This is a genomic window from Klebsiella sp. 141153 (assembly GCF_032601995.1).
In the GTDB taxonomy this organism is placed as follows: Bacteria; Pseudomonadota; Gammaproteobacteria; order Enterobacterales; family Enterobacteriaceae; genus Klebsiella; species Klebsiella aerogenes.
Window position 1 is genome coordinate 145,624 of record NZ_JAQIRJ010000008.1, and the last position, 23,697, is coordinate 169,320.

The following is a 23,697-nucleotide window of genomic DNA, read 5'->3' on the forward strand; positions in this document are numbered from 1 at the left end:
TATGAATAGTGAAATGCACTAGTAAAGTGAAGCGTGCGCCAGCTATTCATCGCGGCTGTTTTTGGCTTCTTCAATAAACTCTTCGTCCAGTAAGTCGGCGTTCCCGGCGTGTTCACGCCCCGATAACAGGTTCCAGCAGGCAATAAACAAGGCGGCAATCAGCGGGCCAATGACGAAACCGTTGATACCGTAGATTTCCATGCCGCCAAGAGTGGCAATCAGGATCAGGTAATCCGGCATTTTGGTATCTTTTCCCACCAGCAGCGGACGCAGAATGTTATCCACCAGGCCGATGACAATGACGAAGAAACCGACAATAAACGCCCCTTGCCACAATTGCCCGGTGGCGAACAGATAAATCGCCGCCGGCACCCAGATAATGGCGGAGCCCACCGCCGGGATGAGCGACAGAAAGGCCATTAAAGCGCCCCATAGAATGCTGCCATCAAGACCGACGATCCAGAATGCAAAGCCGCCGAGCGCCCCCTGTGCCAGCGCGACGGCGACGGTACCTTTAACCGTCGCCCGCGCGACGGCGGCGAATTTGGCAAACAGGTGCTGTTTGACATAATTGGATAGCGGCAAAGATTCGAGGATTAACAGCACCAGATAAGGGCCATCTTTCAGCAAGAAGAACAGCAGATATAACATAATGCCGAAGCTGACGGTAAAGCCGAACGTCCCTTTACCGATCAGGAAGGCGCTACCGGCCAGATATTGTCCGCCTTTCAGGGCGGCATCGGATAGTTGCTGCTGAATCTGTTCCGCGCTATCGAGATTGTGCTCTGAGAGGAAACTTCTGGCCCAGCTCGGGAGATGGGCAAACAGGTTGGCGACCACCGTCGGAAACTGGGTGTCATTATGCTGTAGCTTGGTGTAGACCACGTTCAGCTCGAAGGCTAGCGACGAAATGATAATCGCCAACGGGGTGAAAACAATAAGACAGATAATGACGACGGTCAGGAGCGCCGCGATGCCGTTGCGTTCACCGATGCGCGTACGGATATTGTTTTTTATCGGATTAAATATCACCGCCAGGATTGCGGCCCACAGGATAGCGGAATAGTAAGGGGAGAGTACGTCAAAAAAGGCCAGGGTAACGATCAGTAAAATAAGGATAAAAAATCCTTTGGGAAGTCCTTTAACTCTCATTGGGTCCGCTCCAGATGATAACGAATACAGTCGAATAATAGATGGAATTTAACAATTTGCCATCAGGATAATCGCAGTCTTAGCGGGAAGGGGAGTACAAACATTAAAAAGATGTGCTACAAGACGACATGATCATGTGTGGCGATCCGTCCGTGCAATTTAAATCATACATTTTTTCGTCAGGTGATAGGCTTGGGTTTATCTAACTATTTGAGGTATGGCCGAAAGTGAATATTTCCGAGATCTACGAGTGGCGCAAGAATAGCTACCTGGTCAGTACAGACAGAGAAAAACTGGATGTTAAGGCTATCCATCGGTATCTGACAAGGTCGACCTGGGCCAAGGGTATCAATCTTGACACTGTCGCTACATCAATTGAAAACAGCCTTAATTTTGGCATTTATCATCATGATACTCAGATAGGCTTCGCTCGCCTGATTACGGATTTTGCTACATTTGCCTATCTTTGTGATGTGTATGTGCTCGAAGAATATCAGGGAGAAGGGCTTGGAAGGTGGATGATGGAATGTTTGCATAATCATCCTTTATTTGAACAGCTTCGCAGAATTATGTTATTCACCACCACCGCGCCCTGGCTTTACGAAAAGTTCGGCTACCAGCCAGTAAACCAGGAAAACTACGCCTGGACTATTACCAGGCCTGATATTTATACCAAGGGATAAAATCTGTCTGGCAAACACTCATATTCAGGTGCTTGTTGGCTTGTTTCCTGATGTATCTACTCTTGACGCGAAGCGGGCGTGCAGGAAATCACCATACCCAGTGGCGATATCCCACTCACGATTCCAATTCAGCAATCGCCAGTTCGGCAATTTTTATTGTTATTGAAGTCGTTTCGTTACTTGAGAGTGACCAGGCGGTTGAAAGACCGCACCACGCAATTATCCATTTGAGCAGGCGCTCTTTATCCATGTCTGCCATCCTGGTAACGATGCTTAGACGCTGTTTAAAGGTCTCTGGTACAGTCGCAACAGCAGGTACCGGATAACCAAGATCCGGATTAGTAAAAATATTAGCAAAGTCGAATCCCCGTTCACCTATCAGCCCTTTGGGGTCAATGGCTAACCAACCGGACGTTTCAAAATCAAGCACGTTACCGTGATGTAAGTCGCCATGTAATACAACCACATCTCGTGGAGAAGAAAGCAACTCTTCTGAAATTTCTGCGCAACGTGTCAGGATACCGCCATACTGCAAGGCGGCTGGTTTTAGAGGATAAAACCATTCACGCAGGGAGGTTAGCCGGGGGAACGGTCTTTTGGCGAATGAATGAAGCCGGTTCGCAGTCATACATAAAATACGACAAGCGATATCATCCCTATCTCCACGAGACATTGCTGATAAAGACGCGGAACCTGTGGCTCTTGAGAGAAGAATAGCTTCCTTTTCATGTGCAATCACATGGGCAGCGCCGTTCCCTTCCCACCATACCATGAGTGCATTACCGGCTTGTTCGTCAGGATCATCAGTGACTTTTAACATGGCTTTAATACCATGGGTTGCTGTTTTGACCGGATACAACTGTGACGTATGAGTGACAAATGGGGGGCCATCAGGAATGAGATTCCAGCAATTTAGCCAGGGTGTTAACTTGAACATATCCATAAAGCGGTCTTTAACATCCTTGCAATCAACGTTTAGACAACGTCCGTTTCGGGTAAATCAATGATAACCAGTATACCAAAGCTGCCCGTATCTACCGTATGAGGAATGCCAGCTTTTGCCACATAAAGCTGGCCAGACGATACAGTGATTTTTTCTCCCTTCACACTCAGCTCCAGTTGTCCATTAATGACCAGTAACCCCTCGTCATACTCATGTACTTCTTCAGCTACTGAGCGTTCATCCATTCGTACAACTTTAAGATTTGCAGTGCCAATACGGCCTAATACATGAGAGTGCCAGGCTTCAGGTAATGCATGCGCTTCGGTTCTGAGGTCATAAAGCGACATAACGTCATTCCTTTCGATGTGCGTTTATTGCTCTTATGCCATATAAGTTTCCTGCCGTCATATAACAAATATGGGAAAACAGGTTGAGTAAGAAGTGTATATTTACTGAGTTGAATTTCCGCTGAGCGAGGGGCGGATGTCCTGCTTCATCATGATGGGCAGGGGTAGTTACAGCCGGCGGTTACGCGGTGAATGATCTATAGAGAAAGGCCGGGCAGGGGGACACGTTTCAGGTCTGGAGTGAAGGAAGGATCGAGTTTTTCGACGGGGTTTCACCCCCTGCAAAAAACAGGCACAAAAAAACCAGCCATAAGAGGCTGGTTTTTCGAAGGTTTTTGGTCGGCACGAGAGGATTTGAACCTCCGACCCCCGACACCCCATGACGGTGCGCTACCAGGCTGCGCTACGTGCCGACGCGTGGAGGATAATATTACCCGTTCCCCCATCGAATGCAAGCGACCGACAACTGATTGATTCAAAATTAATCAATCAGTTAGCGATAAAGCGTTTTTCATCCGTCAGCACCTGCAGCAGCAGGCTGAGCTGTGGTTTTTGGTCTTTCACCTTCTCGCCGTTACTGTTCCAGGTGTGATAGGTGCCGTTGTGGTCGAGCACCACGGTCATCGTTGGCGTGGTAATCGCCAGAGTATCGCTATTGGCCGCGGTGACCCAGCTGCGGCGGCGCGCCGGGCTAAACAGGTCTTCGCCCTGCGAATATTCATTCGCTGGCGTCGACACGTGCAGCAGACGCTGCATCAGCGTCGTCATCACGTCTTTGTTATCCGTGAGCGTGGCGATCTCCTGCGCTGGGGTTCCCGGCCAGTGAATAACCAGCGGCACCTGCAGATTGCCCCGTGACCAGTCGAATTTACCCTGCTTGTTATCCAGCGGCATACCGTGCCCGGCGGTAATAATCACCACCGTATTATCCAGTTTGCCCGCTTTGCGCAGCGCGTCGAGCACGCGGCCAATTTGCGTATCGACGTCGCCTGCGGCGCGGCCATAGGTGCGCGCAAAATTCTGCTGCTGGCTGTTATCAATATTAGTGCCGTTCAGCGATACCCACGAGAACCAGCGGTTCTCATCCTGGGCGTAGCGATCCAGCCAGCCGATCCATTGGTCTGCCGTTTGCTCGTCACTTTGCGTTTTGGCCGCCGGCAGCGAGAAGTCCGACAGCAGCGCCTGACGATAGAGCGGACTGCTGAAACCGTCAGATGAGAACAGGCCCAACTGGTAACCCTGTTGGTTGAGGGCGGTAATCAGCGCCGCCGGGATACGCGCCGAGAGCACGCCATCCATATAACCCGGCGATATGCCGTAGAACAGGCCGAACATTCCGCTATCGGTACTATTACCGGAGCTCATATGCTGACTAAAGTTGACGCTCTCTTTTGCAAAAGCAGCCAGCTGCGGCATGTTCTTCTCGAAGCGTGAATAGTTGAGATTATCCACGGTAATGAGCAGCACGTTGTAGCCCGTGCCGAGGTCTCGATAGCGTAGATCGCTCAGCGGATACTGCACCGAAACCGCTTCCGGCGCGCCTTGTTCAACCAGACGGCGCTGGTAATCCTGAGCGTCGAGCAGGCCATGCTTCTCAAGGAAGCGGCGAGCGGTCATCGGATAAGAGAGCGGCAAGTTGGCCCGCTGCATGGTGATCGGGCGATAGAAATTAGCATCCGCCCAGATATAAATCAGGTGGCTGCTGATAAACGAAATAAAGAAAAACCAGGCGACGGGGCGCGCGTAGTGACGGCGGCGCGTCAGGCTGCGCAGCTTTTGCCAGCTCCAGGTGGCGAAGAGCATCTCGATCAGGAAGATGATCGGTACGCTGATAAACATCAGCTGCCAGTCGCGAGCCATCTCGTTCTGGTCGGGGTTAATCACCAGTTCCCAGACGACGGGGTTTAAGTGCAGGTGGAAGCGAGTGAAGACTTCGCTATCGATCAGCAGCAGCGTCATCCCTGCGGTGGCGAAGATGACCGACAGGAAGCGCATAAGCCGCTGCGAGCCGACGATAAAGGTCAGCGGGAAGAGAATCAGTACATAGCTGGTGAACACCAGAAAACTGAAATGACCAACGAGGCTGACATACGAGAAAACCCGCCCGGCAAGCGTCGTTGGCCAGTCGGCGACAAAAAGATAGCGGCTGCCGAGCGCCATGGCCAACAACATGTTGAACAGGGCGAACCAGTGTCCCCAGCTGACCATCTGGGAGACTTTTTCTCGGTAGGGCTGACGTAGAGTCACCATATACTGTTGTTCGTTATCCTTAGTGCGCGGGATCGTCGTTAATGGACGATTGCAGCGCCTGGGCGAAAGAACGGGCGATTGCCTGACGCTGCGCCGGCGCGACGCTACTGTTAATCAGGTTGGTCACCATATTGCCCAGCACCATCAGTGACAGGTCAACCGGCGCTTTGTGTGTTTCCAGGACGTTCGTCAGCTCGCTGAGCAGCTGCTCGACCTGTTCATCGCTATAGCGGGATATTTGTGGCATAAACTCAAAATCTGTTTGTTCGTGAAAGGGCAACATATTACCGTAGCAGCAGCATTTTTTCCGCATTTTTTCGCCACGGCGTAAAAGCGCCCAGCAACGCGAGTCCCAAGCGTGAAACAGACATCTGCCGGTTGCGTCATCGTCCCGGTGGTGGTTGAATACCGCCCGGTCTAAAAGGAGAGTTTAACATGAGTCTGGATATCGACCAGATTGCCCTGCATCAGTTGATCAAACGTGATGAACAGAATCTGGAACTGGTGCTGCGCGAGTCGCTGCTGGAACCAAATGCCACTGTCGTGGAAATGATGGCTGAACTGCATCGTGTCTACAGCGCAAAAAGCAAAGCCTATGGCCTCTTTAATGAAGAGAGCGAGCTGGCGCAAGCGTTGCGTTTACAGCGTCAGGGTGAAGAAGAATTTCTTCCTTTCAGCCGTGCGGCAACCGGTCGCCTGCGCGATGAGCTGGCGAAGTATCCGTTTGCCGAAGGCGGCATTGTGCTGTTCTGTCAGTATCGTTATCTGGCGGTCGAGTATCTGCTGGTGGCGGTGCTCAATAATCTGAGCAGCATGCGCGTTAACGAAGAGCTGGATATCAGTTCCACGCATTACCTCGATATCAACCATGCCGACATCGTGGCGCGTATCGATCTGACCGAGTGGGAAACCAATCCCGAATCGACCCGTTACCTGACCTTCCTGAAAGGGCGGGTGGGGCGTAAAGTCGCTGATTTCTTCATGGACTTCCTCGGCGCCAGCGAAGGGCTCAACGCCAAAGCGCAGAACCGCGGTCTGCTGCAGGCGGTGGATGATTTCGCCGCTGACGCGCAGCTGGATAAATCCGAGCGCCAGAACGTGCGCCAGCAGGTGTACGCCTACTGTAACGAACAGCTGCAGGCGGGCGAAGAGATCGAGCTGGAGTCGCTGTCTAAAGAGCTCTCCGGCGTCAGCGAAAAGAGTTTCCAGGAGTTTACCGCTGAACAGGGTTATGAGCTGGAAGAGAGCTTCCCGGCGGACCGCAGTACGCTGCGCCAGCTGACCAAATTTGCCGGTAGCGGCGGCGGTTTGACCATTAACTTTGATGCGATGCTGTTAGGCGAACGCGTATTCTGGGATCCGGCAACGGATACGCTGACCATCAAAGGTACGCCGCCGAACCTGCGCGATCAGCTGCAGCGCCGTACTTCTGGCGGTAATTAATCCCTGCTGCTTATCCCGGCGGAACATGATGCCGCCGGGTTAACCTTCTACCTGAATAATCCCGACGCCGCTTTGTTTAAGCTTCTGGCGTAACGTGTCATCCAGTTCGCTGTCGATAACCACTGTGCTGGCAAGATTAAGCTCGCCGATGGCAAATGCGGAGGCGGAGTTGATTTTCTCGGCAGAGGCCATCACCACGGTTTCTGCGGCTCTGGCCGCCAGCGCGCGCTTGATGCCCGCCTCTTCATAATCACCGGTGGTAAAGCCCACCCGCGGGTGCACACCCGTTACTCCCATAAAGAACAGATCGGCATTAATCCGCGACATCGCCGCCAGCGTCTCGGCGCCGACCGTGACTACCGAATGTTTAAACATTGTGCCGCCGAGCAGGATCACGTCGATCAGCGGATGCTCGACCAGCGCCATGGCGATCCCTGGACTGTGCGTCACCACGGTACAAGCAAGGTCGGCGGGTAGCGCGGCGATCATCGCCGTGGTGGTGGTGCCGCCGTCGACGATGACCACCTGTCCTGGCTGGATAAGCGCCGCCGCCCGGCGGGCTATCGCCTGTTTGGAAGCCATCTGCACGCTTTTTCTGCTTTCGATTGGCGCGATAGCGGCGGATACAGGCAGCGCGCCGCCGTGGACCCGTTGCAGTTTACCTTCCGCCGCCAGTTCGCGCAGATCGCGACGAATGGAGTCTTCGGAGACTTTAAAGCGCTGGCTTAACTCTCCCGACATCACCTGTTTTTCTGCGGCAAGGATCTGCAGGATGTGCTGTTTTCTCTGGCTGGCGAGCATGTTGTTCACTTCACGATTGATCTTGTTTATGCACGATTATGCATGTTATGTTGCCCGCTGTCACCTTAGAAGGGGAAAAACATGCATGTAGACGCACCGCGCGTTCGCCACGTTCGCGAAACGCTCTTGTCAGATAACTGGTACACGCTGAAAAAATATACCTTCGAACTGCTGCGTCGTGATGGACGCTGGCAGGAGCAGAGCCGGGAAGCCTACGACCGCGGCAACGGCGCGGTTATTCTGCTCTACAATCGCCACAAGCAGAGCGTGGTGCTCATCCGCCAGTTTCGTTTTCCGGTGTGGATCAACGGTCACGACGGCTTTCTGATCGAGGCTGCCGCGGGGTTACTGGATAACGCCTCGCCGGAAGAGCGCATTATCGCCGAAGCGGAAGAGGAGACCGGTTTTCGCGTCACCCGTATTGAACCGGTATTCACCGCGTTTATGAGCCCGGGGTCGGTGACCGAGAAGCTGTACTTCTTTATTGCCGAATACTCCGCTGACGATCGCCGTGGCGATGGCGGCGGGCTGGCGGCGGAGGGAGAGGATATTGAAGTGCTGGAGTGGCCGCTGGCGCGGGCGTTACGGGCCATTCGCGAGGGCGAAATCGTGGATGCGAAAACCATTATGCTGCTGCAGCACCTGGCGTTAAATGCCGACACGCTCCTTGCCGGTTAAGCGGCAAGGAGCCGGCAAGATTAGCGCAATTCGCGGGCAATGGCGCTGTACATCAGCGCCGCTTCCAGCGGTTGCGCGTTAAAGGACGGTTCCGCCTGTGGCCAGGTTGACCACTGCACGATCACCAGATGTTCCGCACGGTTGACCATTATCACCTGGCCATAGATCCCCAGCGCCCACAGCGAGCCTTTGAGCCCTTCCTGCGGCGTCGGCTGCACGTTTTGCGCATTGGCCGGAATGGCGTTATTCCACCATTGATAGCCGTAGATACCTTCCGGATGCGCTGCTGAAACCGAGTTCAGCGCTTTTGTCCAGCTCGCGGCTTGATCGAACCAGCCTGCAGGCACCAGCTGTTCACCGTTGCTCAGGCGGCCATCGCGGGCGACAAACTCGCCAAAGCGTCCCCAGTCTTCGAGGGTGGCGTTAAAGCCGTGGGCGCCGACATCATGTTGTCCTTTTTTGTAGGCGTGCCACACGCCATCGTGGGCCATGCCCGCAGGCTGCCACAGTGATTGTTCAAGCCAGGCGGCCAGCGACATACCGGTTGCGCGTTCCAGCACATCGCCCAGCAGCCAGGCGCCGCCGGAAGAGTAGGACCACTGCTCGCCTGCCGGGTGTTTGCGCGACAGCGTCGACACAATTTTACGCACGCAATCATAGGCGCCGGGCTGCGCTTCACACTGGGTCAGGCGGGCGAAGTGCGACTGTGGATTGGTGTAATCTTCATTCCATTCCACGCCGCTGGTATGTTGAATGAGCTGCTTGAGCGTCACGCCATCCCAGGCGGTGCCTTTCAGTTCGGGTTCATAAACGGTAATCAGGTCATCAAGGGAGTGGATTTTACCCTGTTGAATAGCGATACCGACCAGCGTCGAGACGACCGATTTACCCACCGAGCGCGAGGTCCACAGCGTGGTGTCGGTATTACCTTCGGCGAGATATTTCCAGGCGACTTTGCCATCTTTCAGCACCAGCATACCGCTGACGTTTTCGCGCTTCAGGTAATCTTGCAAATTCCAGGTGTGGCCGTTGAGTGTGTAGCGGGCATCGGTCAGCTGCTTTTTAGCGCGCTCCAGCGGGACCGAGTCGCCGTGACGGAAAACATCGCCAGCATAGTTGCGATAGTCATTACGAAAGCCAACGACGCGTGACGCCTGATCCCAGGTGAGCATGTCTTTGGCCGCGGGTAGCGTTTGATCGTAAGGCGTGGGGCAGACATCCAGCGTCAGGCCGCCGCAGTTTTGCGCCATTGCCGCCGCCGGCAGCGCCGCCAAAATTAACGCCAGAGCCAGTGGTTTTCTTATCATTTTCATTCCCTCGTTTGCCATAGATTCGCATCGCAGTATATAAACCGGCGCGCGGCGGCTAAAATCACTCTATGGGGGATTTTCCCCCGAAAGGGAGAGAAGGATGAAAACCCTGCAGTATTCATTTGCACAGATTGAAGCCTTCGCGACGATTGCTGAGACCGGCAGCCTGTCGCGGGCGGCGATCCGTTTAGGGAAAGACCGTACGACGCTTCGCGATCTGCTGGATTACCTGGAAGATGCGTTGGGCTACCGGCTATTCAGCCGTGAAGGGCGTAGCCTGACTTTAACGGCCGAGGGAGAGCAGCTTTTTCGCCAGGCGCACCTGTTGTTGCGACAGGCGCAGGCTTTCGAGTCTTTTGCGCAAACGCTGCCGCAAACGGCCTGGCAGGAGTTACGCCTGGTGTACGATCCGTTCGTGCCGCGTGAATTTCTCTGTTTGCTGGCCGATACGCTTGCCCGGCGGCAGATCCGTTTAAGCTGCTGGAGCGCTTCGCGTCGCGAAGCCGAGCAGGCGTTGAGCGATGACGTCGCGGATATGGCCATTTGCCAGGCTAACAATCGTACGCTGGGTAGCGAAATGGAGTGGCGGGCGCTGGGTACCGTTGATTTACGCTTTTACGCCGCGCAGCGGTTGTTCGCTGATGCCGCAAGGCCGCTGACGTTGCTGAATTTATCGCTCACCCCGCAGTTAGTCATGCACCGGCGCAGCGACGATCAAATCGCCCGCCGGTTGCAGATATCCGGCCATACGCTGTATATGAATGAAATCACCATGTTGCGCCACGCAATGGAGCAGGGGCAGGGCTGGGGTTTTTTACCCGACCATTTACGGCCCGACGAGTGGCAAGGAGTTGCTGAAATAGCCACCGAGGTCGGTAATCAGGGGCTTAACGTTACCATGGTGATGCTGTGGCTGCCGGGAATGAATAAACACCGCGCGCTGGGAGAGATTGTTGACGACGCGCCAGGGTTATGGCGGTGCAGATAACAAAACGCCCCGGGTCAGAAGACACCAGGGCGTTTGCCATACAACTTGCTATCGGCGATTAAGCGCGAACGAAGTCGATGTGGGTCAGTTTCGGCTTGAACGCGTGACGCTGAACAGCCTGAACTTTAACTTTCTCTTCTTTGCCATCGACAACCAGGGTCAGAACTTCGCCGTAGAACTCAGCTTTGTCCTGCATGTTCCACAGTTTGTCGTGGTCCAGTTCGATAGCAACCGGAGCAGCTTCGCCACCGTAGATGATTGCCGGGAACTTGTTAGCTGCGCGCAGGCGGCGGCTCGCACCCTTACCCTGCTCTTTACGTACTTCTGCGTTGATAGTAAACATTGATGTCTCTCTATATATAAAGCCTGCAACAGGCGACCCAGCAGCAGGCAGATTATCTGCTTTGCGAATGCAAAAGCGGGCGGCATTATAGCCGCCTATCGGCACAGCGGCAATCAAAACCTCAGTTTTTGGCGGATTAACGCAGCTCATTGGCGCGACGGAAACGGCCCTGATAATCGAACACTTTTTCCCGCACCTGCCAGTATTGCCCCTTCATCCGGGCGACGACAAAGTCCGGATGGCGCAGCAGCGCCTGCTGGGCAATGATGTCTGCCGGAGTTATCCAGCGTAGCGGCACGCCCGGAGTACGGGTATGCGGGCGGATAAACAACTGCTCAAAGGCGGTACGCTGCGCGGGCGTTTGTAAACGGAAGCGCTCACTCACATCGGCGCCGTCCTCATCGTAATAGGTGATTTTCAGCCACGGGCCTTTTTCATCGCTGCCATGCTGCAGCGCCATGCCGCTGCAGCGCAACACCAGCGCGTCTTTAAGCTTCAGCGCCGCCTTCAGCATGTCGTCCGGGTCGACCAGAATAGTATCGCACTCGCGACAGCGGCGGGCGGCAATGTCATTCTCGGCGTTGCACTGCGGACAGTTTTTAAAACGAAAGCGGAAGTCGCACTGTTCGCGATGGCCGTCATCGTCTTCGAACCAGCCCTGGCAGCGACGGCCAAAATGCTCAATCAACGTGCCGTCGGCGGTGGTTTTCCCCCAAAAAGTATTGGCGAAACCGCAGGCCGGGCAGAAAACCTGTACCGGGACATTATCGCTTTTGCCTTTTGGCGTGCCGACTTCCGGCGCATACAGGTCGTGAGGGTTACCGGCATAGTCGAGGATCAGGCAGTCGGTTTTGCCCGGAGCCAGACGCAGACCACGGCCAACAATTTGTTGGTAAAGGCTTACCGATTCGGTTGGCCGAAGAATCGCGATAAGATCGACGTGCGGCGCGTCAAAGCCGGTGGTCAGTACCGCGACATTCACCAGATAGCGATACTGCTGCGCTTTAAAAGCTTCGATGATGCGATCGCGCTCCGGCCCCGGCGTTTCGCCGGTAATCAGCGCCGCCTGCGCGGGCGGCAGCAGGCCAGTAATTTCCCGCGCATGCTCGACGGTCGCGGCAAAGATCATCACGCCTTGACGGCTTTCGGCAAACTCAACGATTTGGCTGACGATATGCGGCGTGATGCGCTGCTGTTTTTTCAGCTCATGGTTAAGGTCGGCTTCGCTGAACAGGCCATTGCTCTGCGCCTGCAGGCGGCTGAAATCGTATTGTACCACCGGCATATCGAGGCGCTCAGGCGGCGTCAGGTAGCCGTGCTTAATCATATAACGCAGCGGCAGCTCGTAGATGCAGTCGCGGAACAGCGCTTTCTCGTCTCCGCGCACCATACCGTGATAGTGGAACTGATAGATCCACCCCTTGCCGAGACGGAAGGGGGTCGCGGTCAGGCCAAGCAGCCTGAGCTGTGGATTCACCTGCCGCAGGTGGCTGATGATTTGCTGATACTGGCTGTCGTCATCGTCGCTGATACGGTGGCACTCATCGACGATCAGTAAGGAGAATTCGCTCTGAAACTGCTCAAGATTGCGCGCCACCGACTGCACGCTGCCGAAGACCACTTTGCCCTGGCTCTCTTTACGCTGCAGACCGGCGGCGAAAATATCGGCTTCCAGGCCAAGCGCACAGTATTTACTGTGATTCTGCGCCACCAGTTCTTTAACGTGGGCCAGAACCAATACGCGTCCGCGCGCCAGCCGCGCAAGTTCGGCGATCACCAGGCTTTTGCCGGCGCCGGTCGGCAGCACGATGGCGGCCGGCTCATGGTGACGGCGAAACCAGGCGAGCGTGGCGTCGACCGCCTCTTTTTGGTAGGGACGTAGTGTAAAAGTCATCAATTCTCGGGGGTTAATTAACTCGCAAATAGTATGCCATGAATCTTTTCCCTTGAGTGGTGTTAAGAGCCCGTTATACTAACCAATGGAATTCTTCTTTTCCGGGCGAGATGCCCGCTCCAGCATTATTACAGGCTAAAAAATCTCATGCGACTTGATAAGTTTATCGCTCAGCAGCTTGGCGTCAGCCGTGCTATTGCCGGGCGTGAAATCCGCGGCAGCCGCGTTACCGTGGACGGCGACATTGTGAAAGATGCCTCTTTTAAGCTCCAGCCGGAGCACGAGGTGGAATATGACGGCAATACGCTGACCCAGCAGCACGGCCCCCGTTACTTTATGCTCAACAAGCCGCAGGGTTATGTCTGTTCAACAGACGATCCCGATCATCCAACGGTGCTTTATTTTCTCGATGAGCCGGTTGCCCATAAGCTGCACGCCGCCGGGCGTCTGGATATCGACACCACCGGTCTGGTACTGATGACCGATGATGGGCAGTGGTCGCACCGCATTACTTCGCCGCGCCATCACTGCGAAAAAACCTATCTGGTGGAGCTGGAAAATCCGCTGGAAGAGGGCGTCGCCGAGCAGTTTGCCAAAGGCGTGCAGCTGCATAATGAAAAAGATCTCACCAAACCTGCTGTCCTCGAAGTCATCACTCCGACAGAAGTGCGCCTGACCATCAGCGAAGGCCGCTACCACCAGGTAAAACGCATGTTCGCGGCGGTGGGTAACCACGTCGTGGGATTACATCGCGAACGTATCGGCGATATTACCCTTGATGCGTCGCTGGAGCCCGGCGAATACCGCCCGCTGACGGCTGACGAAATCGCCAGCGTTGGCGCCCCACAAGCACGGAGTAAAACGTGACGACAAAGCAGAATTCTTCATTGGGGATTGTGTTTATTCTTGGCCTGTTGGCCATGTTAATGCCGCTGTCGATTGATATGTATCTGCCGGCGCTACCGGTTATCTCGTCGCAGTTCAACGTGCCGGACGGCAGCGCGCAAATGACGCTCAGCACCTATATTCTGGGCTTTGCGCTGGGCCAGCTGCTGTACGGGCCGATGGCCGACAGCATTGGCCGTAAACCGGTGATCCTCGGCGGGACGCTGATTTTCGCCGCGGCGGCGGTGGCCTGCGCGTTATCGCAGACCATCGAGATGCTGATTACTATGCGTTTCTTCCACGGCCTGGCGGCCGCGGCGGCCAGCGTGGTGATCAACGCCCTGATGCGCGATATTTACCCGAAAGAAGAGTTCTCGCGCATGATGTCATTTGTCATGCTGGTCACCACCATTGCGCCGCTGGTGGCGCCGATGGTCGGCGGCGCGGTGCTGGTGTGGTTCAGCTGGCACGCGATTTTCTGGATCCTGGCGCTGGCGGCGCTGCTGGCGTCGGCGATGATCGCTTTCTTTATTAGCGAGACGCTGCCGGTTGAAAGACGGCAGAAATTTCATATTCGCACCACGCTTGGCAACTTCGCCACCTTGTTCCGCCACAAGCGGGTACTCAGCTATATGTTGGCCAGCGGCTTTAGTTTTGCCGGCATGTTTTCATTTCTCAGCGCGGGTCCATTCGTCTACATCAACATTAATCACGTGTCGCCGCAGCACTTTGGCTACTATTTTGCGCTGAATATCGTGTTCCTGTTCATCATGACCATCATTAATAGCCGCTTTGTTCGCCGGGTCGGCGCATTGAATATGTTCCGCGCCGGGCTGTGGATCCAGCTGGCGATGGCGGTGTGGATGGTGGTTTGCGCGCTGCTTGATGTTGGTTTCTGGTCGCTGGTGGTGGGCGTGGCGGCGTTCGTCGGCTGCGTATCAATGGTCTCCTCTAACGCCATGGCGGTGATCCTCGACGAGTTTCCGCATATGGCGGGAACCGCATCGTCGCTGGCCGGAACATTTCGTTTTGGGATTGGCGCGATTATCGGCGCGTTGCTGTCGATGGCCACCTTTACCACCGCCTGGCCGATGCTGATTTCTATCGCTTTTTGCGCCGCGAGCTCCATTCTCTTCTATCTGTACGCCAGCCGGCGACGAAAAGTCGCACATTAAGTCACATTTTCAGGGGCGATTTCCGCCCCTTTTTTGATACATATCAACCGAAATCGGCTTCCCTGTTTAGCTATTTGTTTCTTTTATGTAAAATCAATTAGTGTAAAAAGTCGCAATGTTGCGATAAAAAAGTTGTTTTGGATCACAGAAACGGGTACATATAGCCGCGAACTGTTTCCGCAAGGCAACTATAAAGTTCTGGATAATAAGCTGTTAGCCCTGGCCCGATGCGGGTGTAAGCGTTTTCTAAGCTGTTGCAGGACTATTTGTCAACAATGTGTTAATATTGATGTAAATTTATTGTGAAGCCTTTTGCTTCCGGGGAAACCAAGTGAATACACAGCAACTCTCTATCGTACACCGACTGCCGCAGAGCTATCGCTGGCTGGCCGGTTTTGCGGGTTCAAGAGTTGAACCGATTCCGCAAAACGGCGCGCAGGGTGAAAATAGCCTGGTGGCATTAAAACTGCTCAGCCCGGACGGCGAGAAAGCGTGGCCGGTGATGCGTACGCTGAGCCAGGCGCTGAGCGACATTGAAGTGGATTGTTCCATTCTTGAGTGTGAAGGCGAGCCGTGCCTGTTCGTTAATATGCAGGATGAGTTTGCCGCTACCTGCCGACTGAAAAATTTCGGCGTGGCCATTGCCGAGCCTTTCTCTGGCAACAACCCCTTCTGACCGTCAGCTTAACGCCAGCAGCTGGCGGGTGTACTCCTGAAGCGGTGCCGTAAATACGCGCTCGCATTCACCCTGCTCGACGACTTCTCCCTGCCGCAGCACTATCACCTGATGACAGAGCGTCCGTACAACACGTAAATCGTGGCTGATAAACAGATAGGCCAGCTGATGCTTTTGCTGTAGCGTCTTCAGCAGCGCCAGGATCTGCGCCTGCACGGTTTTATCCAGTGATGAAGTCGGTTCATCTAACACAATCAGCTGCGGTTTGACGATCAGCGCCCGGGCAATGGCGATACGCTGGCGCTGGCCGCCGGAGAATTCCGCCGGATAGCGCTGTCGCGTCGCGGGGTCGAGCCCCACTTCCTGCATCACCTGAATCACCGCCTGTTCACGTTCCGCGGGCGTCAGCGTTGGCTGATGAACGCGTAATCCTTCCTCGATAATCTGCAGGACGCTCAGGCGCGGGTTGAGCGATGAATTCAGATCCTGAAAAACGACCTGAATGCGTCGGCGCAGCGGCAGCATCTGGCGGCGATTTCGCCCCTGGATCGACTCGCCGGCAAACTGCATTTCTCCGCTGGAGTTAATCAGCCGCAGCAGCGCCAGCCCGGTGGTGCTTTTGCCAGAGCCGGATTCTCCCACCAGCCCCAGCGTTTCTCCGGCCCGCAGGGTAAAAGTCAGATGGTTGACCACCCGATTGTGATCGACCACCCGGCGCAGGATCCCTTTGCGGATTGGGAAGGCGACGTTGAGATCGCGGGCCTGCAGCAGGATGGGCGCATCGGCGGATAGCGGCACCGGTTTGCCGGTCGGTTCGCTATCCAGCAGGCGGCGGGTATACGGATGCGCGGGCGCCTGAAACAGCTCCCGGCAGCCGTTTTCTTCGACGCAGCGGCCGTTTTGCATCACCGCCACCCGGTCGGCAAGCTGGCGGACAATACTTAGATTGTGGGTGATGAACAACATCCCCATGTTGAGCTCATGCTTCAGTTCGCGCAGCAGTTGCAGAATTTGCGCCTGCACCGAGACGTCCAGCGCGGTGGTTGGTTCATCGGCGATGAGCAGCTCCGGGCGCGTCAGCAGCGCCATGGCGATCATCACCCGTTGGCGTTCGCCGCCGGAAAGCTGGTGCGGATAGTCGGCAAGCCGCCGTGAAGCGTTACGGATGCCAACCCGATCCAGACAGTCGAGGATTTCGCCGCGCGCCGCCTCTTTGCGCATGCCGCGGTGCAGCGAGAGCACCTCGTACAGCTGTTTCTCCAGCGTATGCAGCGGATTGAGCGAGACCATCGGCTCCTGGAAAATCATCGCGATGCGGTTGCCGCGGATCCCGCGCAGGGTACGCTCATCGGCGTGCAGCAGCGACTGGCCGTGAAAGCGGATATCGCCGCTGGGATAGCTAACCGGCGGCGAGGGCAGAAGGCGCAGTACCGACAGCGCGGAGACGCTCTTGCCGGAGCCGGATTCGCCGACCAACGCCAGCGTTTCACCCGCGGCAATCTGCAGCGTCAGGTTGCTAACTACCGTTTGGCTTGCCCCTTGCTGGCGGAAGGCGATAGAGAGGTCGTCAATGTCTAATAACGGCTGGCTCATGTTATACCGCCTTACTCGGATCGAAGGCGTCGCGGACCGCTTCGCCAATGAAAATCAGCAACGTCAGCAGCACCGCCACCGACAAAAATGCCGCCATCCCCAGCCACGGCGCCTGCAGGTTATTTTTCCCCTGCAGTAGCAGTTCGCCCAGCGACGGCGAGCCTAGCGGCAGGCCAAAGCCGAGAAAATCGAGCGAGGTCAGGGTGGTTATCGAACTGCACAAAATAAACGGCAGGAAGGTGAGGGTGGCGACCATCGCATTCGGCAGCATATGGCGCAGGATAATATGGCGATCGCTGACCCCCAGCGCCTGTGCGGCGCGAATATAATCGTAGTTACGGGTGCGCAGGAATTCGGCGCGAACCACCCCGACCAGCGTCATCCAGCCAAATAAAACGGTGATTGCCAGCAGCCACCAGAAATCAGGTTGCACTACGCTTGAGAGCAGAATAATTAAAAATAGCGTCGGCATTCCGGACCATACTTCGATAAAACGCTGCCCCCACAGGTCGAGCTTACCGCCGTAGTAGCCCTGCAGCGCCCCGGCAAGCACGCCAAGCACGCTGGAGAAGAGCGTCAGCAGCAGACCGAATAATAATGAAATCCGCGCGCCATAGAGGATCCGTGCGAATACATCGCCGCCGTTAGCGTCGGTACCCAGCCAGTTGTGCCTGGACGGCGGCGAAGGGAAGGGGCTGTCGGTGGCGAAATTGATGCTGGTGGCGCCGAAACGCACCGGGGCCCACAGCACCCAACCGTTTTCAGCCAGCCGTTTTTGCAGCCAGGGATCCTGATAGTCGGCGGCGGTGGCAAAATCACCGCCGAAGGTCGTTTCGCTATAGGTTTTCAGCGCCGGTACGTACAAACTACCGCGATACTGCACCAGCAGTGGCTTATCGTTGGCGATAAGCTCGGCGCACAGGCTGCAAATAAACAGCGCCAGGAAGATCCATAGCGACCAGTAGCCGCGGCGGTTGTGGCGAAAACGCGCCCAGCGGGCCTGATTAACGGGGGAGAGAAATGACATTAGCGGCCCTCGAAATCGATACGCGGATCGACCAGCGTATAGCTGATGTCGCTGACAATGTTTAATAGCAGGCCGATTAACGTGAAGATATACAGAGTGCCGAACATCACCGGGTAATCGCGCGACACGGTGGCTTCGTAGCCGAGCAGCCCAAGACCATTGAGCGAGAACATCACCTCAATCAGCAGCGAACCGGTAAAGAACATGCTAATGAAGGTGGCGGGAAAACCGGCAATCACCAGCAGCATGGCGTTGCGAAAAACGTGTTTCCACAGGATCTGTTTTTCCCCGACGCCTTTGGCGCGGGCCGTCACCACATACTGTTTGCGGATCTCATCAAGGAAACTGTTTTTAGTCAGCATCGTCAGGGCGGCGAAACCGCCGATCACCGTCGCCAGCACCGGTAAGGTGATATGCCAGAGATAGTCGGCGATCTTCTGATACCACGGCAGGCTATCAAAATTAGCGGAGACCAGGCCGCGCAGCGGAAAAAGATCGAAATAGCTGCCGCCGGCGAAAATCACGATCAGTAATATCGCGAACAGAAATGCCGGGATGGCGTAACCGATGATGATAAATGTGCTGCTCCAGACGTCGAAATGGCTGCCGTTACTGACGGCTTTACGGATCCCCAGCGGTATCGACACCAGGTAGATAATCAGCGTGCTCCACAGGCCGAGGGTAATAGACACCGGCAGGCTGTCTTTAATCAACTGCAGCACCGAAGCGCTGCGAAACAGGCTATCGCCAAAATCAAAGCGCAGATAGTCGCCGAGCATCTTAAAGTAGCGTTCGTGAATCGGTTTATCGAAGCCGTAGCGGTGGGTGATTTCGGCAATCACTTCCGGATCGAGCCCACGCCCGCCGCGATAATGACCTTCACTGATATTGCCAACGCCGGTACGCGCATGACTGGCGCCCATACCGCTATCTCCTGCGCCGGGCAACCCGCTGCGGTCGCCGAACTCCACGGCGGCGATCGCCTGATCGACCGGACCGCCTGGCGCAATCTGCACGATAAAAAAATTGATGGTGATGATGGCCCAAAGCGTCGGGATCACCAGTAATAGTCGGCGGAGCAGGTAGGCGCCCATCTTTAATCCTTAACGTCGGTCCGCGGGAAGCCTGGCGGCTTTGTTAACATCGTACCACCAGCCATCAAAACCGGAGGAGTAGGCCGGGCGTGTTTGCGGGAAGGAAAATTTATTCCAGTAAGCCGTCCTGTCCTGCGCCATATACCACATCGGCAGCATGTAATAGTTCCAGGTCAGCACCCGGTCGAGCGCGCGGCCCAGCGGCAGGAGTTTCTGTTTGTTGCCCTGCCAGCGAACGATCTGCGCAATCAGCGCGTCGACCGCCGGGTTCTGCACTCCCGGCGCGTTATAGCTGGAGTTAATATAGTCCGAGGCCCACGAAACCTGTAAACCCGTATCTGGCCAGGCGGTGGCGCGCCACAGCGAAGGCATCATGTCGTAATCGCGGCTCCGCAGTCGGCTGGTGGCCTGGGAGTTATCCACCTGACGGATATCCATCGTCACGCCTAAACGCTGTAAATTATGCTGGAACGGTAGTACCCAACTGACGTTGCCGCCGGAAGCGAGCAGCAGCTCAAAGCGCAGCGGTTTGCCGGTTTTACGGTTTACCCGCTGACGGTTTTTTAGCACCCATCCCGCCTGGTTCAACAGGGCATCTGCTTTAAGTAAATTGGCGCGATCAAACCCATCGCCGTTGGAAACGGGCGGCTGATAAATCCGGGTAAAGACCTCTGGCGGCAAATCTTTTTTCAACGGCGCCAGCAAAGTGAGTTCATCGGCCTTCGGGTAATCACGAGCGGCATATTCTGTATTCTGAAAGTAACTGTTTGGCCGACTGTAGGCGCCGTAAAACAGCGCCTTATTCATCCATTCGAAATCAAATGCAAGGGTGATGGCTTCACGCACCTGGCGGTCGGCAAAGACCGGGCGCTGAGTATTAAAAGCCAGCCAGCGGGTATCCTTTGCCGAGGTAGTCGTGCGATCGTCTTTCACTATATAACCGTTGCTAAAGTTGCGCCCGATATAGCGCGTCGCCCAGTTTTTTGTCGAACTCTCCTCGCGCATATCTACCGCTCCGGCTTTGAAGGCTTCGAAAGCGACGTTATCGTCGAGATAGTAGTCGTAGCGAATCGTGTCGAAGTTCCAGCGCCCGCGGTTCACCGGCAGGTCGGCGGCCCAGTAGTTCTCGACTCGCGAATAGACAATATATTGCCCCATCCGCCAACTGCTGATGCGATAGGGGCCACTGGCGAGCGGCGGCGTTGAAAGGGGGTCGCTCAGCTTATGATGGCGCCAGAATGACGCGGGCATTATCGGCAGGGACAGCAGGCTGAGCATATTCTCTTTGCCCGGCTTGGCCAGTTCGATGCGCACCGTCAGCGGGGCGATAGCTTTGACGGTCGTCCCTTTATAAATAAGACGGAACTGCGGGACCCCTTCGGTCATAAATTTTTGAAAGGTGAAAGCAACGTCGCTGGCGGTAATCGGGCTACCGTCATGAAAGCGGGCCCGCGGGTTGATGGTAATTTCCATCCACGAGAAATCATCGGTAAAGCGCGCGCGATCGGCAATCAGCGGGTAGTAGCTGCCCGGTTCATCGTCCGAGGTGGTAAACAGAGTGTCATACAGCGCATCGGTGCGTACGCCGGGATTACCGCGCAGGGCATAGCGATTGAAATTGTCGAAGGTGCCAATGGCGGCAAGCGTAATACCACCGCCTTTTGGCGCATCCGGATTGACGTAATCGAAGTGATGAAAGTCAACGGCATACTTTGGCTCGCCGATAATAGCGAACGCCTCGCTCTCTTTAATGGTTTGCGCCTGGCTACTAAGGCTAAATAAAGCCAGCAGCAGCAGGCCGATGCGCGCAAACATAGTTGGAATATCATCCTCTGACCATTAACCCCGATGGTTTCGCATCATAAGCGACCCTTAGCGGCTTGTGAAATAATTTGCCGGTTCATCATGAGCGGCAACCAGTTTATCCAGCGGCAGCGGCCGGCTGAAGCAGTAACCTTGCAGATATTTCACGCCGTGAGCGCGCAGCCATTCCGCCTGCTCCGGTGTTTCTACGCCTTCTGCCACGGTTTTCAACTGCAGGCGGCGGCTTAGCGTTAATACCGCATCCAGGACGGGAGAGGTGACGGTTTCGGTACCGATCGCCTGCACAAAACCACGATCGATCTTCAGATAATCAAAGTTATAGCGCTCAAGATAAATTAGCGCGCTATGGCCGGTACCAAAATCATCAATAGCAATTTCGAAGCCCTGCTGGTGCAGCCACTCAAAAATAGCCATCGACCGGTTTTTATCGATCATCGAACGCTCGGTTATTTCCAGCACGACGTCGAAGTAGTTTGCGGGTAACGCGGCAGCAAAACGTCGCATATCTTGCTGAAATTCGGCGGCATGCAGGTGGGCGGGGGAGATATTCAGGCCAAGCTTGGTGCCGCGCGGCAAAATGCGCTGCAGAGTCGGCGCATCGCGGGCAATCAACATTAACAGGTGATGGGTGAGCGGCACGATCATCTGCTGCGTTTCCGCCAGATTAATAAAGACGTCTGGCGGGATTTCACCCACCACCGGATGCCGCCAGCGCATCAGCACTTCAACGCCGCTAATCTGCAGGGTATCGGCCTTTACCACCGGCTGGTAGACCACGTAGAACTGGTTGTTTTTGATGCCCAGTTGGATCGATTTCCGCGGATCGGATTTGATCGTCAGGATGTAGTAGCTGAGTAAGCCGGCAAGCATGCCGCATACCACGCCGAGCAGCAGGGCGAACTGGGTATTCTCGCCAAACCAGCTGTTGGAAAAGAGATACACTTTTAGCGGTAGCCCCGGAACCTGAATCTGGCGTATCGGCTCATTGGGCAATGATAGCGGATCGATAATTTTGCTGCTGAAGGTCGAAATCGCAGTATGGCCGATGGCCAGCGCAATACCGTTGAAGTCATTCTGCCGTGCGGTATAGAGGATGTAAGGCGTCAGATTAGCATTGATGGATACAAAAATGCCGCTGTCTCGATCGCCGGGGTGTTGCACCCACATTGCCAACGCGGCGGTGTCCGGCATCATCGGTGTGCCCTGGAGGATGGCCATATCCAGGGGTTTATTGATATCAAGCTGCGGTATCAATTGTTTAAACGGTGTGTTCATTGCGCCGGTGGCGGATGAACAGAACGCTTTACCGTTTTTCACCAGCAGGAAGGCGCGTACGTTCGGACTGAAGGCGGCGCTGGCAGCCAGGCCGGAGTCAATATGCTCACAGGGTTGATCGAGCAGAGGCTGCAGGCCCTCGATGGTTTCGCTTAAATCGGCGAAATAACTATTAAGGTAGTGACTGACGTTATTGATTATCTGATCGAAACGTTCAGAGCGGTTGTGGTAGATAACCATAAACTGGATGCTGCCGGCCAGTAGCGCGACGGCAACGCCAATGCAAATACTGGTGAGCCAGATTTTACGTCGGGGTGAAAAGTAGCGGGTTAGCATAGGCCAGAATCTGTCCGTATAATTGAATCATGCCAATGGGGTGCCAGAAGAGTATGGTTCCATTTCCTTTAAAAGGCATAGCTTGTAAAGACATAGCTTATTTTGCGGAGATCATCGGCGGAAAAGCAAAAAAACACTGCCGGGGCAGTGTTTTTTCATTTCTTACCGTCAGCCAAGGGATAACCGACGGTAAGAAGAGGTATCAGGAACGACTCAGAACGCGACGCGCTTCGTTATAGCGCTTTTTCCAGTATGGCTCATCCAGGCTTGAGATGGTGACGCCGCTGCTGGTAGAGGCATGTACAAACTGGTTGTTGCCGATGTAGATACCGACATGACGGCCCGTAGAGCCCGCACGGAACAGTACTAAATCACCGGTACGCAGTTGAGTGCGCGAAATCGATTTGCCGGAATCCTGCTGCTCGGAAGTTGAGCGCGGCAGCTCCAGACCAAATTGTTCACGGAAAGTACGCTGCACGAACGCCGAGCAATCGATCCCTTTCCGGGTGCTGCCGCCAAGGCGGTAACGCACGCCTTTCCAGCTAGCATACTGGTCCATCAAGCGGGACTTAACGTCCAGGTTGCTGACCATTTTTTCAAATTCATCCTGAGAGGCTTGCAGTGATGATAAATCTCCACTACCCACAGCATGCGTCTCAGAATGCATATTCTTGGCGGTACTTGTTGAACTACACGCGGAAAGCAGAACCGCAACTGCAATCGCGGGGACGACCCGCAAGATATATCTCAAAATCGGCTGAGATTTGACCATTATGTTTATTTTCCCTTGTTGTCCTTAACGACAATGTCGTTATAAAAAATGCCAAACGTGGTAGAGCCTAGATTCCAGAAAGCAATGAGACAATTCCTTAAGCCTAAAAATGTGGAGTACCGCACAAATTTATTCAAATGATGAATTGTGTTGCCTGGAAGGGCAAAACGAGAAAGAGATTACCCTATCAAACGTGGGATGGCGAGCG

General features: G+C 55.0%; 22 protein-coding genes and 1 tRNA gene. 7 read left to right on the forward strand and 16 right to left on the reverse strand.

Going from position 1 to position 23,697, the window contains the following annotated elements:
• Positions 1-42: 42 nt before the first annotated feature.
• Positions 43-1,152, reverse strand: a complete 1,110-nt coding sequence (locus PGS10_RS16690; protein ID WP_045391382.1) for an AI-2E family transporter — start codon at positions 1,150-1,152, stop codon at positions 43-45.
• A gap of 227 nt (positions 1,153-1,379) precedes the next feature.
• Here PGS10_RS16690 and PGS10_RS16695 point away from each other — a divergent pair, with 227 nt between their 5' ends.
• Positions 1,380-1,835: a GNAT family N-acetyltransferase gene (locus PGS10_RS16695; protein ID WP_045376845.1), complete on the forward strand. Its 456-nt coding sequence runs from the start codon at positions 1,380-1,382 to the stop codon at positions 1,833-1,835.
• Between the two features lie 115 nt (positions 1,836-1,950).
• Here PGS10_RS16695 and PGS10_RS16700 read toward each other — a convergent pair whose 3' ends face one another.
• The 5 genes from PGS10_RS16700 to PGS10_RS16720 form a co-directional block, all read right to left on the reverse strand.
• The gene (locus PGS10_RS16700) at positions 1,951-2,778 is read right to left on the reverse strand and encodes an aminoglycoside phosphotransferase family protein (protein WP_213797437.1); all 828 of its coding nucleotides are present in this window, start codon (positions 2,776-2,778) and stop codon (positions 1,951-1,953) included.
• 32 nt (positions 2,779-2,810) lie between these two features.
• Positions 2,811-3,125: a cupin domain-containing protein gene (locus PGS10_RS16705; RefSeq protein WP_045391377.1), complete on the reverse strand. Its 315-nt coding sequence runs from the start codon at positions 3,123-3,125 to the stop codon at positions 2,811-2,813.
• A gap of 336 nt (positions 3,126-3,461) precedes the next feature.
• A tRNA-Pro gene (locus PGS10_RS16710) sits at positions 3,462-3,538 on the reverse strand.
• A gap of 76 nt (positions 3,539-3,614) precedes the next feature.
• Positions 3,615-5,375 carry an LPS biosynthesis-modulating metalloenzyme YejM gene (gene yejM / locus PGS10_RS16715; RefSeq protein WP_045391375.1) on the reverse strand — a complete coding sequence of 587 codons (1,761 nt, stop codon included), beginning with the start codon at positions 5,373-5,375 and terminating at the stop codon, positions 3,615-3,617.
• A 19-nt stretch (positions 5,376-5,394) separates the two neighbouring features.
• Positions 5,395-5,622 carry a YejL family protein gene (locus PGS10_RS16720; protein WP_045377048.1) on the reverse strand — a complete coding sequence of 76 codons (228 nt, stop codon included), beginning with the start codon at positions 5,620-5,622 and terminating at the stop codon, positions 5,395-5,397.
• A 188-nt stretch (positions 5,623-5,810) separates the two neighbouring features.
• Here PGS10_RS16720 and yejK point away from each other — a divergent pair, with 188 nt between their 5' ends.
• A complete protein-coding gene (gene yejK / locus PGS10_RS16725) occupies positions 5,811-6,818 on the forward strand; it encodes a nucleoid-associated protein YejK (RefSeq protein ID WP_015365669.1) in 1,008 nt (335 codons plus the stop codon).
• Positions 6,819-6,857: 39 nt separating this feature from the next.
• Here yejK and PGS10_RS16730 read toward each other — a convergent pair whose 3' ends face one another.
• Positions 6,858-7,619, reverse strand: coding sequence for a DeoR/GlpR family DNA-binding transcription regulator (locus PGS10_RS16730; RefSeq protein WP_316423295.1), 762 nt, complete (start codon positions 7,617-7,619; stop codon positions 6,858-6,860).
• Positions 7,620-7,700: 81 nt separating this feature from the next.
• Here PGS10_RS16730 and PGS10_RS16735 point away from each other — a divergent pair, with 81 nt between their 5' ends.
• The gene (locus PGS10_RS16735) at positions 7,701-8,297 is read left to right on the forward strand and encodes an NUDIX domain-containing protein (protein WP_045391369.1); all 597 of its coding nucleotides are present in this window, start codon (positions 7,701-7,703) and stop codon (positions 8,295-8,297) included.
• 20 nt (positions 8,298-8,317) lie between these two features.
• Here the strand turns inward: PGS10_RS16735 and PGS10_RS16740 are convergent, their stop codons facing one another.
• Positions 8,318-9,604: a serine hydrolase domain-containing protein gene (locus PGS10_RS16740; protein ID WP_045391367.1), complete on the reverse strand. Its 1,287-nt coding sequence runs from the start codon at positions 9,602-9,604 to the stop codon at positions 8,318-8,320.
• 103 nt (positions 9,605-9,707) lie between these two features.
• Between PGS10_RS16740 and PGS10_RS16745 the strand changes: the two genes are divergently transcribed.
• Entirely contained in the window at positions 9,708-10,595 is an 888-nt protein-coding gene (locus PGS10_RS16745) for a LysR family transcriptional regulator (protein ID WP_063414620.1), read from the forward strand.
• 58 nt (positions 10,596-10,653) lie between these two features.
• On the opposite strand, the gene rplY is transcribed toward PGS10_RS16745, so the two are convergent.
• Both rplY and PGS10_RS16755 read right to left on the reverse strand, forming a co-directional pair.
• The gene (gene rplY, locus PGS10_RS16750; RefSeq protein ID WP_015365674.1) at positions 10,654-10,938 is read right to left on the reverse strand and encodes a 50S ribosomal protein L25; all 285 of its coding nucleotides are present in this window, start codon (positions 10,936-10,938) and stop codon (positions 10,654-10,656) included.
• 136 nt (positions 10,939-11,074) lie between these two features.
• Entirely contained in the window at positions 11,075-12,832 is a 1,758-nt protein-coding gene (locus PGS10_RS16755; protein WP_316423274.1) for a DEAD/DEAH box helicase, read from the reverse strand.
• Between the two features lie 147 nt (positions 12,833-12,979).
• On the opposite strand from PGS10_RS16755, the gene rsuA reads away from it, so the two are divergent.
• The 3 genes from rsuA to PGS10_RS16770 all read left to right on the forward strand — a co-directional run bounded on the left by rsuA (position 12,980) and on the right by PGS10_RS16770 (position 15,568).
• Positions 12,980-13,699, forward strand: a complete 720-nt coding sequence (gene rsuA, locus PGS10_RS16760) for a 16S rRNA pseudouridine(516) synthase RsuA (RefSeq protein ID WP_047043216.1) — start codon at positions 12,980-12,982, stop codon at positions 13,697-13,699.
• A complete protein-coding gene (locus PGS10_RS16765) occupies positions 13,696-14,892 on the forward strand; it encodes a Bcr/CflA family multidrug efflux MFS transporter (protein WP_045391357.1) in 1,197 nt (398 codons plus the stop codon). Before rsuA ends, PGS10_RS16765 begins: the two co-directional genes overlap by 4 nt.
• 331 nt (positions 14,893-15,223) lie before the next feature.
• Positions 15,224-15,568, forward strand: a complete 345-nt coding sequence (locus tag PGS10_RS16770) for a YejG family protein (RefSeq protein WP_045391356.1) — start codon at positions 15,224-15,226, stop codon at positions 15,566-15,568.
• 3 nt (positions 15,569-15,571) lie between these two features.
• On the opposite strand, the gene yejF is transcribed toward PGS10_RS16770, so the two are convergent.
• From yejF to mepS, 6 genes are all read right to left on the reverse strand, one after another.
• On the reverse strand, positions 15,572-17,161 hold the full coding sequence (gene yejF, locus PGS10_RS16775) for a microcin C ABC transporter ATP-binding protein YejF (RefSeq protein WP_316423275.1): 1,590 nt from the start codon (positions 17,159-17,161) through the stop codon (positions 15,572-15,574).
• A 1-nt stretch (position 17,162) separates the two neighbouring features.
• The gene (locus PGS10_RS16780) at positions 17,163-18,188 is read right to left on the reverse strand and encodes a microcin C ABC transporter permease (protein WP_047043209.1); all 1,026 of its coding nucleotides are present in this window, start codon (positions 18,186-18,188) and stop codon (positions 17,163-17,165) included.
• Positions 18,188-19,282, reverse strand: coding sequence for a microcin C ABC transporter permease YejB (locus PGS10_RS16785; protein ID WP_020078276.1), 1,095 nt, complete (start codon positions 19,280-19,282; stop codon positions 18,188-18,190). The genes PGS10_RS16780 and PGS10_RS16785 overlap by 1 nt, the downstream gene beginning before the upstream one ends.
• Positions 19,283-19,291: 9 nt before the next feature.
• On the reverse strand, positions 19,292-21,097 hold the full coding sequence (locus PGS10_RS16790) for an extracellular solute-binding protein (protein WP_047078282.1): 1,806 nt from the start codon (positions 21,095-21,097) through the stop codon (positions 19,292-19,294).
• Positions 21,098-21,154: 57 nt separating this feature from the next.
• The gene (locus PGS10_RS16795) at positions 21,155-22,717 is read right to left on the reverse strand and encodes a cyclic di-GMP phosphodiesterase (RefSeq protein ID WP_063414626.1); all 1,563 of its coding nucleotides are present in this window, start codon (positions 22,715-22,717) and stop codon (positions 21,155-21,157) included.
• A 202-nt stretch (positions 22,718-22,919) separates the two neighbouring features.
• Positions 22,920-23,489, reverse strand: coding sequence for a bifunctional murein DD-endopeptidase/murein LD-carboxypeptidase (gene mepS / locus PGS10_RS16800; protein ID WP_047043201.1), 570 nt, complete (start codon positions 23,487-23,489; stop codon positions 22,920-22,922).
• Positions 23,490-23,697 lie beyond the last annotated feature (208 nt).

Excerpts from the sequence above, each read along its gene's own strand:
- PGS10_RS16690 (WP_045391382.1), bottom strand. The coding sequence starts at position 1,152 with ATGAGAGTTAAAGGACTTCCCAAAGGATTTTTTATCCTTATTTTACTG.
- PGS10_RS16700 (WP_213797437.1), bottom strand. The coding sequence starts at position 2,778 with ATGGATATGTTCAAGTTAACACCCTGGCTAAATTGCTGGAATCTCATT.
- PGS10_RS16705 (WP_045391377.1), bottom strand. The coding sequence starts at position 3,125 with ATGTCGCTTTATGACCTCAGAACCGAAGCGCATGCATTACCTGAAGCC.
- yejM (WP_045391375.1), bottom strand. The coding sequence starts at position 5,375 with ATGGTGACTCTACGTCAGCCCTACCGAGAAAAAGTCTCCCAGATGGTC.
- PGS10_RS16720 (WP_045377048.1), bottom strand. The coding sequence starts at position 5,622 with ATGCCACAAATATCCCGCTATAGCGATGAACAGGTCGAGCAGCTGCTC.
- yejK (WP_015365669.1), top strand. The coding sequence starts at position 5,811 with ATGAGTCTGGATATCGACCAGATTGCCCTGCATCAGTTGATCAAACGT.
- PGS10_RS16730 (WP_316423295.1), bottom strand. The coding sequence starts at position 7,619 with ATGCTCGCCAGCCAGAGAAAACAGCACATCCTGCAGATCCTTGCCGCA.
- PGS10_RS16735 (WP_045391369.1), top strand. The coding sequence starts at position 7,701 with ATGCATGTAGACGCACCGCGCGTTCGCCACGTTCGCGAAACGCTCTTG.
- PGS10_RS16740 (WP_045391367.1), bottom strand. The coding sequence starts at position 9,604 with ATGATAAGAAAACCACTGGCTCTGGCGTTAATTTTGGCGGCGCTGCCG.
- PGS10_RS16745 (WP_063414620.1), top strand. The coding sequence starts at position 9,708 with ATGAAAACCCTGCAGTATTCATTTGCACAGATTGAAGCCTTCGCGACG.
- rplY (WP_015365674.1), bottom strand. The coding sequence starts at position 10,938 with ATGTTTACTATCAACGCAGAAGTACGTAAAGAGCAGGGTAAGGGTGCG.
- PGS10_RS16755 (WP_316423274.1), bottom strand. The coding sequence starts at position 12,832 with ATGACTTTTACACTACGTCCCTACCAAAAAGAGGCGGTCGACGCCACG.
- rsuA (WP_047043216.1), top strand. The coding sequence starts at position 12,980 with ATGCGACTTGATAAGTTTATCGCTCAGCAGCTTGGCGTCAGCCGTGCT.
- yejF (WP_316423275.1), bottom strand. The coding sequence starts at position 17,161 with ATGAGCCAGCCGTTATTAGACATTGACGACCTCTCTATCGCCTTCCGC.
- PGS10_RS16780 (WP_047043209.1), bottom strand. The coding sequence starts at position 18,188 with ATGTCATTTCTCTCCCCCGTTAATCAGGCCCGCTGGGCGCGTTTTCGC.
- PGS10_RS16785 (WP_020078276.1), bottom strand. The coding sequence starts at position 19,282 with ATGGGCGCCTACCTGCTCCGCCGACTATTACTGGTGATCCCGACGCTT.
- PGS10_RS16790 (WP_047078282.1), bottom strand. The coding sequence starts at position 21,097 with ATGTTTGCGCGCATCGGCCTGCTGCTGCTGGCTTTATTTAGCCTTAGT.
- PGS10_RS16795 (WP_063414626.1), bottom strand. The coding sequence starts at position 22,717 with ATGCTAACCCGCTACTTTTCACCCCGACGTAAAATCTGGCTCACCAGT.
- mepS (WP_047043201.1), bottom strand. The coding sequence starts at position 23,489 with ATGGTCAAATCTCAGCCGATTTTGAGATATATCTTGCGGGTCGTCCCC.